This window comes from Thiomicrospira sp. R3 (assembly GCF_029581415.1).
Taxonomy (GTDB): Bacteria; Pseudomonadota; Gammaproteobacteria; order Thiomicrospirales; family Thiomicrospiraceae; genus Thiomicrospira.
Genome location: NZ_CP121121.1, coordinates 749,435 through 763,143 on the forward strand (window position 1 = coordinate 749,435; position 13,709 = coordinate 763,143).

Sequence of the window (13,709 nt, forward strand, 5' to 3'; positions counted from 1 at the left end):
CAAGCAAGGGTCTAAGCGTAAGGCCTTGCTGTATTTTGAAAACCACAAGGAGGTGGTTTTGCTGTACCTAAAAGAAAATGTAATACCTGTATAAAATATATTTATAAAGCTATTTGCCTTCATACAAATTGTAAATTAATCCAAGCCATCAGGCCATTTCATTTTTAATAATTAAAAAAATGTAATAATTCACTTATTGGCGCACCAAACGCGGCATCTGAACATGCGGCTGGAAATTAGAGCGATGAGGATTGATATCTAAGCCACCGCGACGCACGTAACGCGCATAAACCGTTAAAGCCTCTGGCTGACAATGCCGCTGAATATCCATAAAGATGCGCTCTACACACTGTTCATGGAATTCCATATGATTACGATACGAAATAATATAACGTAGCAAACCGGTCTGCTCGATCTGTTTACCGCGATAACTTATCACCACGGTTCCCCAATCTGGCTGACCTGTCACCAAACAATTGGACTTTAATAGATTGCTATAAAGCGTTTGCTCAACTTCTTTTTCTGACACGCTTAGATAGGAGGTTGTTAACTGGTAATCATGAATTTCAATATCTTGATGATCTAAACAAAAAGCGTCTTCAATCTCGCCCACCAGCGTCTGCACTTCACCCACCAGCTTCATTTTAATCTTAACATTACCGCCACTCGCTGCCGATAAATCCTGAGTCAATCGCTCAATAACCTCTGCCTGACTCGCAAAACGCGAACCATTAAATGAGTTTAAATACAACTTAAACGACTTGGATTCAATAATATTCGGTGAATCCGCTGGAAACTCAAACTCGCCCACAGCCACCATCGGCTTGCCTTTCAAATTAAGCCATGACAACTCATAGGCCGTCCAAATATCCACACCCCGAAAAGGTAAAATAGCGGGCATCGCCAACTCATCACGCTTAATTTTTCGCGCAATTGGAAATAGCAAAGCCGGATTGTATTCCGAACAATACACCACGTTTTTACCCAGCGGACTTAATTCAACATGCTCCTGACCCATAACACTCCTTAACAACTCCAGATATAATCGACCTAACAACCAGGCCTGCTTGCAGATAAACTAGCATCACTGTCATAATTCTATCATCTTGGCGCATTAAACTAACGTTACAAATTTGTGATAGTCGAAAAGGAGACGCTATGCTTAATCCGTTATTTTGGGGGTTTGTGTTAACATTTGGCGGGTTAGGGTTGCTTTGGCTTGGTTTTATTCAACTCCGAAAACATCCTAAGTTTTACAAACTGAATAGCCGTCAAGCAAATAAACGCATGCTACAACTAAGTTTCTTGCTTTACTTTACAGGCTTTGCACTCACTATTTATTTCATGCTGAACTAAAAACCCTACGAAACCTTCTGATATTCCGCGACTAAGAATCAACATCAGTTAAAATTGCAATCATGTATCGATCAATCCTTTAAAACCATTAAAGGAAATACTACTGTGACGTGGGTATCGAACCGCCCACTATCAAACTCGCCAGGCGATTGAATTGACACATTAAGGATATCAGGTGTATTCAAAAAACCAGCATTTAAGGCAAACGGTACACCTCGATGATTTAGAACATGGTTTATTCCTGCTAGTGCAATTACAAGATCGTAACCGCCATTAGCCAAAGCCTTTTCAATTTGTTCAGCCATAATGGCATCTCTTATTCTTTGGGATAAAACTAAACGCTCAATTTTTTCATCAGAAACATTATGAACAGCCATAATTGACTTTAGCTCAACCAGCTGTGAATCACTCATTTCCCTTATTAACTCTGGAAGTTGATTAACTTGATCTGGGTCAAGACTATTTATACCCTCATGATATATTTTAGAAGCAAGCCATTTGGGTGAGTCCATTGCGTAAATTTTTATACCTTCCTCCTTAGCATATTCCAAAACAGGCATAATATTTCGCACGTCGAAACCCCAGTGCATATTATAATTAATAGCCTCCAAAAATTCAGGGAATGGAACATTACCCGCCATATAGCTATCTAACGTCTCTTGGTGCTGGCGCTGAACCCACTCAACGGCGATGGCCAGATTTGGATTTTTACGATGGAGAAACTTAATTATAGAAAGCTGTACAAAGTGATGTGAAAATTGGTTGTGATGTTCTCCAATCATTACTACTTTTTTTGTTGAGGCAAGTTGAATTAGGTCTTCCAGTGAATAGCTTTGACGGTTAATTACTATATCTGGACTAAAATTAGCAGACCTTTCGAATATTTCAGCTTCATTGAAATTAACAGAGATAATTAATTCAGCTGAGTATGCCATCTTTGATAGACTCAACATTGCAAGCAGCAATAAACGATTTATCATTTTTTTAACTCCTGTTTATTTGAACTAGGTAAATACTGCGGTGTTGCAACAAAATGTACGCTAGGTGAAAGCGCATGAAGAAAACTCTCAAGATCCTTTTTCTCATCCTTTGTAAGTTCTAAAGCTTGTATGTGCGGCGACAGCTTTGGAAAGTCTTTATCATCTAAGCTCTTATTACTTGGTGGATTGTTCTGCCACCAGCCCATGCTATACATTTCAATTAAGTGTGGAAGGCTATTAACTAAACCATTGTGCATAAAGGGCGGTGTTATTGTCGCAGCTCGCAATGGCTGGGTTCTGAACTGACCTGTCTCCCTTAAGTCTCCTGTCGCGCTTGCCCTTCCCCTGAAGCCATCTACACCATAAAAAGATGTCCCAAGGTGATGGAATTTTTGATCAGTTAACATTGCGCCTTGATGACAGTTCATACATCTAGCCTTTGTTCTAAACAAATGCATTCCATGAATTTGGTCTTCATTTAATGCCATGGGATTACCACGCATAAAACGATCAAATGGTGTATCTGGGTTTTGTCCTCTAATAAATGTAGCTAATGCCTTACTAATAGTTTGAAATGAAATCGTTTCGCCAGGAAATGACACCCTAAATAATTCCTGATAACCTGAAATAGAACCAAGTGTTTTTACCACACTCTCTTCATCGGCTGCCATTTCAATTGGATTGGTCATGGCATCAATCGCTACAGCCTCCAAGCTTTTTGCTCGGCCATCCCAAAATAACGCGCTCAAATGTCCTGTATAAAGAATTGTCGGTGAATTCATTGTGCCTTCAGCTCGGTTATGACCATGTGAAAACCTTTTTCCATCAGCCCAACCCAACTGAGGTTCATGACATGAAGCACACGCTATTTGCCCAGACCTTGAAAGACGAGGATCAAAAAAAAGATGCCTTCCAAGCTGATATTTCTCATCAGAATAAAGATTCCCTTTTGGATAAGAAACTTCGGGAAGTGATGCCAATTCAATATGCATCACTCCCTCGTCTAGATGAGGTTTAGGCCAGACTTCCTTATCTAAAAGATATTGTGCAAAGATTTGCTGTTTAGTTAACTCAACTCCCTTCCCCTCATGAGCACTCGATACCTGTATCAATAGAAACGTTGAAAAGAAAAAACCAGCTCTATACCACCTACCAAGCATACTTAACTCCTAGCCAAAACTGACGACCTAGTCGGTACTGCTCACGTTTAGCTGTTATGGTTTGCATTTGATCAAACAGATTATTAATATCTACGGTTGTTTCCAGAACTTTATTACCAAGTTTTAATTTGTAACGTAATGACAAATCAACCGTCAATTGTTCACCATAATTAACATAATCATAGATGGTCGCCGCTAATAGCTCATTCTCGTCACTTCTATAACGATAGAGTTCACCTGTATATTCCAGGTTAGTGTATGCTTGCGTCCAGTTTAGATAGCTGCCAACACCAAAGCCTACGTCTGGCATATAGTGATAAGACATGGCAAACCTATTGGGGATAATGACAGGCGTGCTTGGTATTGAGGCGTGCTCAACGAGACGATCAATAAAATAAACCTTTGTTAAAACTTGATCCTCTTGAACTTGCTGGTCATAACTTAAATTACTAGTTTTCGAATTAGATTTAGTAAACGCCATTTTTAATAGCTGGTTCCCCCATACTTTCTGCCAAGAAAGTGATAATTGATCAAACCTACTCCAACCATCATTTGCTTGCTCGTAATAGCGATAACCATCTTGCCTTACCAAACTATGGCTCTGAGAAAATTCATTCTTCCCCTGTCTGCCAAGATACTCTATGGATAAAACGCCATTAAACAACTGACTTTCAAACCCTATCGAGTGCTCATCTTTATAGGGAGTTTTAAGCTCAGAATAGTTATATCTATTTAAATTTCGATCAGAGCTAAGCACCCATTCCTTTGGCGAAAAAGTACGACGACCGAAACCATCAATTTCTCCGACTAACCCTCTATAATAGCGTTGATATGTGTTGCCAGCCTGCTGTAATTTATAGGTTAAAAACGTCTGACCATAATATCTATTTAACCCACCTGTTAGATAAACAGAGTGATTGCCAAATAAGTCTAATTTTGCAAAACTCCGATAGGCAAAATCATTATTTTGCATAAAGTTATTGTAGTCATAACGCAAACCCAGCCTTAATGAAAAACGATCATAGTGCCAGGTATTTTCAATATACGCACCGAGCGAGGTTATATCAGCCTGATTATCTTCTGCCAAGTGAACATTTTTATAGGCCGCATATTGCTCGGATTCTACACAGGCTTCAGCTCCATTACACCTTAACCTACTCATACCTGATATAGGTCGACTATCTTCATCTTGACCAACAAAATAGGCACTTGCATCTGCACGCCTGAACTTTCGTGCACTTACATTTTCAAGCATCAGTCCAGTTTTAAAAATAGAATCTGAACCTATTAACTTAAAAGGTGTTCGCTCATAATCTGCACTATAAAAAATCCGATTTTGTTCTTGTTTTAGATGGCCTTTTGCCCCTTCTCTAGATCGGTTTTGCGTTGATGTAAAAGCACCCCACGATTTGGAAGGAGATCTTGCCCATTCATAATAATTTGAACTTGCAATGCGTTCTGACTGACTGCGCGTAACTCCAAAATTAGAAGTCAAAAGCCCCGTATCTAAAACAGAATCTAAGGCAAATTTTATAGCCTCCCCCCCTCCAATAACTTTGTAATCGCTATCTTTTACACCTTGGCTAAACCTAACCTCTTCATAAGGCGAATAATTTAAAGTAAGATCCAAAACGTGATTATCTGTAATATCTGACGAATACTTCAGCAAGGCATTGTCCAATTGACGAGATTCACTCTTACTGCCACCCAAGTGCCTTAAAGGTATAGTCGAAGTATTTCTTTTTAAATCAATATAAAAAGCAGAAGTATCAGTCAAAGGCTTGTTTAGAAATAAACCATATTGCCATTTATCAAACTTAGGTTGCGAATTCGATGACGAGGAGTTTTCGAATTCAAAGATCTGCTTATTATCAATATGAAACTGCGTTTGGCGGTCAGAAGTATGGCGAACACTAAACCTTCCTGATGCTCTCTGGTCTGGTTTTTTTAAAGTAACATCAACAACCCCTCCTGTAAAACGACCGTACTTCGCAGGTACATTGCTTGTATACACAACAAGCCTATCAACTAGCTCAACATCAATAAAATGGTCTTGAGCATGACCTGATAGCCGCCCATAATCGTCAGTGCTTGATGAGTTTGGGTCAATGATATTGTTATTAGGAAGCCCATCAACAATAAAATTATTTTGATAGGGGCGACCTCCACTAATCGATAATCGACCTGGTGCTATTTCGCCACCTTGGCTCGATGTTTTTGCAGGATCAGAATATTCGACCCCGGGAACCGTTCTAACCACCTCGCTGATACTTGCGTTACCCAAAGGTGTTGAATTAATTTCATTTTGATTAATTACACGCTTCCCTGCATTGCTTTCTAAAGCAATGTCTTTTGGTAAGACCAAATTATTATCACCATATACAGTAATCGTTTGCAGAGATTGCTCACCCATACACACATTGCAATAAAACAAGGTCATTGCTAAAACGGTAATTTTTTTCATTTTTTAATTAGGACTGTATAGCCCCTTGTTAGGGGCTGTTTTTTGAAGTTATTATGGCTTATAAAACGGTGTTAAATCTTGACTATCAGGAACGCCATCACCATCACTATCAGCATCAATAGTTAACCCTGAAGCCTGGAGCGCTTCATAAGTGATACCATAGTTGAAAAATGACGGGTTACCATTTAAGTTAAAGTCAATTGCAGCAACGCTGGAAAATGGAAAGTTGTCAACTTTTGATAATGCTGATGCTGAGTTTTGGATAGCCGTGTTACGTCTATCTGGCGCATCAATAGAATCAATAACAGCTCGAACATTAACTAAATCTCTTACTCTAGCGTAAGCTTCAGCAAGCTGTATTTGTCGTAATGCCTTATTATTCGGCACTGACAAGCTGTTTATAAATTCCAACATTTTAGAGCTTGCTTTCTGAACGTCCTCTGGCTGATTTACAAATGCATACCATTTAGTTACAATATTACCCAAAGCTTGCGCCCGAGCATTGTTATCATTTTCCGTACCCACTCCATCAGGGTGCAATGGATTAACCCCAACCACTAATTCATAATAACGATCTGCTAAATCTCTCATGACCAACATAGACTTTTGATCACCAAAGGCTTCCAATCTAACCCATATTTGGCGCAATGAAGCTAGCTTTTCGTTAATTGTTGGTAATTCTTGATTTATTTCAAGTGCTTCAATAGCAACCTCCTCTAACTGAGAAGATCGCCCCATTTGACCAAGGTGAAATAAAATATAATAGAATGCCTCAGCCTGCTGTCTTTTATCCTTAATTGAACCATTCACGCCCTCAATACCACGCGCAATCTGTAATGATTTATTAATCAACCTGTCTGCTTCATGGGTTTCATTAATTTCCTGATAAAGGTTAGCAAGCTTAGCGTAACCATTCTGTACAAGTCTTGATCGTCTATTTAGGTCAGATGTTTCTGAAGAAGCATGTTCGTCAAGTAGTTGCTCTGCAGCAGCAATAAACCATTTTGCTTGTTGACTCTTCCCTTCGTTGATTAAAGTCATAGCTACGTTTGGATTGCTTTTATTAAGCCTATCGTAAGTAAGCCCTTCAACAACCTTAATGTAGTCAGCATCAGCAATTTGTATTTTTTCCTTCAGGAAATCCACTATCGCTTCTGCTTGTGCCAAGCTTTCAACTTGTCGGGCTTCATTTGATGCCCAAGACGCCCAGGTTTTGGGATCATCAACATTAAAGAAACCGCGCGTACTTTTAGCGAACTCAGTAAATTTTTCAAGACTATACCCCCCCTTAACAAATACGGGCGACAAAGAATGAGCTACAAGGTTTGCCGTATTATTAAAAGTATTGCTATCAGTTTTACCTGCTGGAACATCATAGGTACGCCTTTGTTGAGCTTTTTCAGCTAAATTAAACGCCCGTGCATTTTCCCCAATATCAGCAAATCTATCGACCAGCTGTGTATACCAAAACACTTGAAAAAGGTTCGTTGATGTAGACATGGCTACTAATGGTGGCATATCATCAACGACTAATGCAGCCTGCTCTAATAAAGAAATGGCTTTTGCAATATTATTAAATTCCAAATATTTATCCGCAGAGTTAATTAAACCCTGCACAACTGCAACTCTCAAATTCGTACCTAATGGATCAACAAATAACTCCATGTTTGGCCGAATCGAATCAATAAGATCGGACATATAAGACCTAACAATTTCTGCTTTTTTTGTTAAATTCGCGCTACTGTATAGTGTCAAGATATCTGCAACAAGCTGCACCTCAGTAAACGTTAAGTTATCTAAACCCTTGGAATCAATAATCCCTTTTGTCGTTTCAAATGCCTTATCTATCAAGATTTCTATCAAAACACGGTTGTAATCATCCAGAACACCATGAATAACCAACCAATCAGCTACACGTATAAGACTTCGCGCTTCTGTCAATTCTTGAAATATTTTTTTATCAATATATCTGAGCGCTAGATCAGGTAAACCGTTTTCAAGATAAGCGACAACCAATGCACTAAAGACAGCATCATTCAAAGCGACATCTTGCTCATTCTCAGTTAGAGACTCCGCTTGATAAAGATGAGACGCTGTGGATTGAAAGTAGTAATCACGCTTGGCTCTACTTGCCTCAATATCATTAATGCCCAAAAATAGGGGGTTAGTTAAAGGACTAGTCTTATCAATAAAAGAAAAACCCGGGTCAACTAAACCACGTTCATTGAAGTAAATTGCAAACAGTTCGGGAATAGAGTCTGCCTTTTTTAATTCAACGTACAAGTCTTTATATTGCGTTCCTTGTACCAAGTTAGTTAAGTCGCCTTTATTAATAGAAGATAAATCTATTGCCGAAAATCCTAGGCCAGCATTTTGACTTAACTCCAGTGCAATCTTTGAAAGAATCAATGCCTTTCTTTGCTCATCCACTCCCCACTTTTCGAAATCAGTCAGCTTTTCTAAATCAACGTTTATTACCTCTAATACTTGAGATCTAGCCTCATCCAAAGATTTACCTTCACCAACCAGTGCATTAATCATTGATGTAAATGGGGTAATATTTTTATTACTCCCTTCTACCAAACCATAAGGTGAACTAAAAAATAGGTCATTAAAGCGTACCCCTGTTCTTGCATCTCTGCCACCAAAGGCAATAATTTGCATATCTTTCAGACCCGCCCTGGGTTCATCAAAGTTAATGATATATCGCCCTTCAGCATTAGTAAGCGCTCGTTCGCCTAAACAGGCATCTTTAACCTTACTATAGTCACCTTGAGGACACAGCATCACAACAGCATTCTCAATCGCTGGATCATAGACATGTCCTTCAATACTAAGGACAGGGTCTCTTGGTTTAATATTATTATCTGCATCTTTTCCTGAATTACTGCCGGAATTACAGCCTAATTGCAGCGCTGCAATAGACACAACAACAAACGCAGCCAATACTTTCATCTTCATGAACAACACCTCTTTAAGAATCAAATAGAAAGGTTTATGATAATCGTTATTATATCTAATATGCAACTAAAAAGTTTTTTTTGAAATTTCGCCCACCCAGTACATGAGCTGCCCAAATCCTCTCGCGGCTTTTTTAGCCGGCGCTAAAGTTACTAGGGGGCGATGGTAGCGATCAAAGCATTCAAGCATAAGCTCGCTCCCGTCTGAAAAGGGTTTGGTTATCAACCATACACTCTCGATAATACCCATCGGCAGGTAAAGGCTATGATTAGACTGCTCACTACTTACCAGGCCTGGTTGAATCGAAAACGCCTTGATATTACCCGCATAATAACAAACCATTCCGCTAGAATATAACGTCATTTCATAATCTAATTGCCCACGATTTATAACCTCAAACAGCTCAAAAATCTTAATTGTGCTCAGTTGCGCTACACCTTCATTTAGCTGTCGGTAAGCTTGCGGACGTGTCACCTTATACTGTGCCAAAACCCTATCGAGGTTTTCACGATTTGCCAGCAAACGCCAATCATTTCTTAAAGCAAGACGGTCAAGTAAAGCGGGTTGGCGAGGCACAACTAATGAAGCACACCCGTGTAATTTATTTACCGGAATAGGCTCTAGTGTGACTTGATAAATTAGTGATTTTTCAGGAAATACCACAGGATTAATAGTAAACATTTGACCAGCTCCTTATTTAGCTAAGTGTATTGCTAATCATTATCATTTATTGTATTATTTTAATCAATAGTTAATGATAACAATTTTCAACTCCAAGGAGCTCATCCATGCAATCACAGCAAACACTTAATCGAAACCACCGCCAAGTCAACTATATTAAGTCCTTATTCCCAATGTTTCTCAAAGGGCTTGAGGCGCAAGGTTATTGGCGCGCAAGCCTTATTAACAGTCTCGGACAACATCAAATCATCACCCACTTTAATCATGTTCAAACTCAAATGGATCAGCACACCCTTAGGTGCTTAACTAGACAAACCCACATTAAGCTCATAACAGACCAGTGGAAATACATTGAATCGTCTATAAATGGAAACAAGCAACACCTATTAATATTTGATCAAAAAACCGAACCGTGTCAGCACTTTAAATCACTTAATGAAACACACAGTGAGCAGATGGAGACTCTAACAGACTATTGCAGCGCATTTGAAAACAAAACCCCGTTGATTTACAAAAAACCACCCGTTACTCAATCTTTAGCCAAACAATCCAGACCCGATGATCTTGATCATCAACGGGCTAAAATTCAACATTTAGATCAAATTGACTCACTGCTTAATAAGTACCAACTCGATTTTGATACCTTCAGCGAAAGGCATACTGAAAAACCCCAGCCTATGAGTATAGACGCGTTTACCCACCTCCTCAGTCGAATTAAACTGGGCGAAAACAAAGTCCAAGTAACAAGCCACCACCATGCTGCCGTACAATCACACCAGGGTAGAATCATCAACCTACTGCAACTTAATAACCAATTAATAATCGGCGATGCGGGCTTTAAATGCCAAATTAATCTTCACTCGATAAAACAAGTATGGCACTGGCAGCAACAAACGGCAGCGGGAAGGATTGAACAAGTTATGCTCGTTGACTACAAGGGGCGCTTGGCTTTAAGCATTAGCCGTTGGTTATAGCTCAGACTTTCAGATTAGTCTGAACTTCTACAATTCAAGATAGAGATCGTTTCAATCTTGCGATCTCTAAATCTAACAAATTGTTCGTGCCGTGGATTAGGTCATTTGAAGGATCGTAATTTCGTAAGGTCTCATCACTGAATGGCGTTTTGTAACCCCACCGAAATCTAAGTATTTTTCTGCAGCTTAGCTACTTTGACAAGCACTGTATGGGCGTATCCAATTGTAAAAGTTATGCCTGAAATCATGTCTGAATTCAGGTGACATTAGTTGCGAATCATGAATATTCGGCACTTTATATTGCTCAGAATCCGATGCGGATGGTTTGTTAGCAAGAGAAATCCAAGCCACTACTGTCAAGCCAATCAAACTACTTAATGCAAAAAACGTCGCAGAGAGCTTTACATATCTCACATTAACTTCTCCAATAACGCTTATTTAGAAACCGCATGATACAAACCTGCAGGCGAACAGACTTCACCTTCAAATGCAGGGTCACGTATTATCTCAATGAGACCTTTTCAAATTTAAAAAATATGACTCTATAGTGTGATTAAACTGCCGCCTGAAAGGCCTTAATTTTATTGACTCCAGTTATAACGAAGCATTACCCACCAACTTCGCCCCAGTTCGATACCGGATTGCTTTGGTGGAACTCGATAGGTTCGCTGACCAAAAGCATTTCTAGCTTCTAGGTCAACTTGGATCTTTTGTTTATATCCCAAAGGAATACTGAAACTGCTTTTGAGATCAACCTGCGTAACAGCTTGCCTAGTATCTTGTGTATATACCTCAAGGACTTCGGGTATAACCTCACCTGATGGCAATGTAATTAAACCCGTACGCCTTGTTCTATTGGTGTTATAAATCCGAGGCGTTGCACCTAGGTAGCGTAAACTTGCTGCTGCTTGCAGATATTCATTGAACCGATGGCTAACTGCTGCATTTATCACCCAATTCCGTGCAAAGTCTTCGCGTAGAATATCTAACTCCCCTCGCCGCACCCTTTTATCATCAAATAAAACCCAGTCATAATCACCTTCGGCATCAGAAGCTGAATCATAGTTTTCGTTGGTTGTCTTCGTGCGTGAAGTGGTTGCATTCAAACTAAACGTTGTACTATTTAAATTCAAGCGCCAATCTATAGATACGCCCCAATAGTCAGAAAAACCTTCGTTTCGCATTTCAAAGTACCGATAGCCATCCTCCTCTTGTTCAGTTCGGACCCGAGAAAACTCTTTCTTGCCTTTACGCTGGGTTGCGTTTATGGACAACTTACCCAAATTAACATCATCGAACACCAATTGCTGACTGAAGCCTAAGGCTAGCTCATCAGAATAGGGCGTAACCGCATCACTAAATCGATAACGATTTCGGCCTGCGCCAACGTCCTCCAGCCAGTCACGCACGATATTAGTCTGAGCACCACGATACTCCATGTAGTGTGGCGCACTCGCCTCGCGCAATTTATAGGTTAATAAGCTGTTACTGTAATATCGATTAGCCCCAAAATTAATAATTGATTTATTGTTATTAAAAATATCAACTGTTGCCGTTAGTCGAGGTGCAATATTATTTTGATTTAAAAAGGCATCCCGATCATAGCGGATACCAATGCGTGACGAGTAACGTTCATAACTTGGCGTTAACTCAACATAAGCCCCTAAACTGGGTAAGCTTACTTCAACACTTTGCTGTTGATAAACTTGCCTTTGCGTAAAATACTGCTGTCCTTGCACGCAATCTGAATGACCTAAACACTGAATTTGACTGTTTATAACTGCATTTTGATAAATGTACGTTGTTTCTTTTCGATCAAAACCTGCCACTTGATAAGTTAAATCCAAACCTAACTCTGCATCTAGCTTTATCAAGTCAGATAAATCGTCATACCTGTTTGCTTGCCACTTCAGACTTGTTTGGTTTGAATACTTTTCTAAATCACCAAAACCTCCCTTCCTAGACGAAGCCAACCCTGAATCTCTACCCCAATTCCGATCTATTGTATTTGCCCAATTAAAAAAATCTTTAGGTGCTTGTCTCACGTTTTTTTGATGGCTATAACCCAAACGAACCCGCTGATCCCAGTTTTCGCCGAAGTACTTTATACTGGTCTGCAGGGAAAATCCGCCACCCTCTAAGGTATAGTCACTATCCTTCACATCTTTGATAAATAACTGATGACTAAATGGTGAAACCGCTAAACTTAGGCTGCTCTCCATTTGATCACTTAACGGATAGGCTAACTTTAAAAGCAGGTTTTCCGAGTTTTGTATTTGAGCTTTCGACTGATTAAATGATATATCCGATGTTGTGGAACTGGAGCGCGTTCCGCTTAAGATTAAACCACCTACTTTTTCTGAAAAGGGAATATTTACTGTGCCACCCATGCGCTGCCTCTTGAAAATGGGCGATACCGGTGGATCTGTCGGATCTACATCATCATCGTCTGGTTCAGCGACAAAAATTCGATAACTTACCCAGTCACTTTGAGTTATGCCATAAAACACACTACCTTTTATTTTTTCAGAGTCAGGTTGACGGGTTTCTAAATCGACTACACCGCCAGTAAAGCCACTAAATCGCGCTGGAACATTAGAGCGATGAACCTCAATCTTTTCAATTAACTCTGAGTCGATAAATAGGCCTTGATCATGCCCAGAAACATCATTAACTGCGGAATGATTTTTATTAGCTGGATCAAGGTTGCTTGAAATACTAAATCCATCCAAATTGAACAGGTTTTCATAAGCTTTACCACCTGAAATCGAAATAGACTCTGGTCTCAGCTCCCCCATTTTATCCGCATCAAGCGCCTCTTCTGAAAACTGAAGCCCCGGAACCTGTTGATAAAGCTTATTTAGGCTTCCATCTTGACTAGCAATGTTTTCAATATCTTTACGGCTGAATTCGGAAGCATGCCCTTTTGAAGCATTCTGGCTCGGTGAAGTGGATGAGTCAGCGCCCCCACCAATAACCAGAATATCGGGAAGTGTTTGATTGGAATATGCGGTATTAACCAATGAAAAAAAACAAGCAAACACGATGGCTTGCCGAATTTGTGTTACTTCGAACATTTTAGGAAACTCTGAAATACAAAAACCAGGCCTGGTTAATAGGCCTGGCTGTTAAT

Annotated in this window: 9 protein-coding genes; 2 read left to right on the plus strand and 7 right to left on the minus strand. The window is 39.7% G+C overall.

Going from position 1 to position 13,709, the window contains the following annotated elements; translation table 11 throughout:
• Nucleotides 1–193: 193 nt before the first annotated feature.
• Nucleotides 194–1,018 carry an NADPH-dependent 7-cyano-7-deazaguanine reductase QueF gene (queF, locus tag P8S55_RS03835; protein WP_289224959.1) on the minus strand — a complete coding sequence of 275 codons (825 nt, stop codon included), beginning with the start codon at nucleotides 1,016–1,018 and terminating at the stop codon, nucleotides 194–196.
• 140 nt (nucleotides 1,019–1,158) lie between these two features.
• Between queF and P8S55_RS03840 the strand changes: the two genes are divergently transcribed.
• Entirely contained in the window at nucleotides 1,159–1,356 is a 198-nt protein-coding gene (locus P8S55_RS03840; protein WP_289224960.1) for a hypothetical protein, read from the plus strand.
• A gap of 71 nt (nucleotides 1,357–1,427) precedes the next feature.
• On the opposite strand, the gene P8S55_RS03845 is transcribed toward P8S55_RS03840, so the two are convergent.
• From P8S55_RS03845 to P8S55_RS03865, 5 genes are all read right to left on the minus strand, one after another.
• Nucleotides 1,428–2,336 (minus strand): ChaN family lipoprotein, encoded by a 909-nt coding sequence (locus tag P8S55_RS03845; protein WP_289224961.1) that lies wholly within the window; start codon nucleotides 2,334–2,336, stop codon nucleotides 1,428–1,430.
• Nucleotides 2,333–3,496 carry a cytochrome-c peroxidase gene (locus P8S55_RS03850; RefSeq protein WP_289224962.1) on the minus strand — a complete coding sequence of 388 codons (1,164 nt, stop codon included), beginning with the start codon at nucleotides 3,494–3,496 and terminating at the stop codon, nucleotides 2,333–2,335. The genes P8S55_RS03845 and P8S55_RS03850 overlap by 4 nt, the downstream gene beginning before the upstream one ends.
• Nucleotides 3,486–5,960, minus strand: coding sequence for a TonB-dependent receptor plug domain-containing protein (locus P8S55_RS03855; RefSeq protein ID WP_289224963.1), 2,475 nt, complete (start codon nucleotides 5,958–5,960; stop codon nucleotides 3,486–3,488). Before P8S55_RS03855 ends, P8S55_RS03850 begins: the two co-directional genes overlap by 11 nt.
• 51 nt (nucleotides 5,961–6,011) lie before the next feature.
• Nucleotides 6,012–8,921: a hypothetical protein gene (locus P8S55_RS03860; protein ID WP_289224964.1), complete on the minus strand. Its 2,910-nt coding sequence runs from the start codon at nucleotides 8,919–8,921 to the stop codon at nucleotides 6,012–6,014.
• A 66-nt stretch (nucleotides 8,922–8,987) separates the two neighbouring features.
• Nucleotides 8,988–9,602 carry a hypothetical protein gene (locus P8S55_RS03865; protein ID WP_289224965.1) on the minus strand — a complete coding sequence of 205 codons (615 nt, stop codon included), beginning with the start codon at nucleotides 9,600–9,602 and terminating at the stop codon, nucleotides 8,988–8,990.
• Nucleotides 9,603–9,709: 107 nt separating this feature from the next.
• On the opposite strand from P8S55_RS03865, the gene P8S55_RS03870 reads away from it, so the two are divergent.
• Nucleotides 9,710–10,576 carry a hypothetical protein gene (locus P8S55_RS03870; RefSeq protein ID WP_289224966.1) on the plus strand — a complete coding sequence of 289 codons (867 nt, stop codon included), beginning with the start codon at nucleotides 9,710–9,712 and terminating at the stop codon, nucleotides 10,574–10,576.
• A 581-nt stretch (nucleotides 10,577–11,157) separates the two neighbouring features.
• On the opposite strand, the gene P8S55_RS03875 is transcribed toward P8S55_RS03870, so the two are convergent.
• Nucleotides 11,158–13,653 carry a TonB-dependent receptor plug domain-containing protein gene (locus P8S55_RS03875; RefSeq protein WP_289224967.1) on the minus strand — a complete coding sequence of 832 codons (2,496 nt, stop codon included), beginning with the start codon at nucleotides 13,651–13,653 and terminating at the stop codon, nucleotides 11,158–11,160.
• Nucleotides 13,654–13,709: the final 56 nt, after the last annotated feature.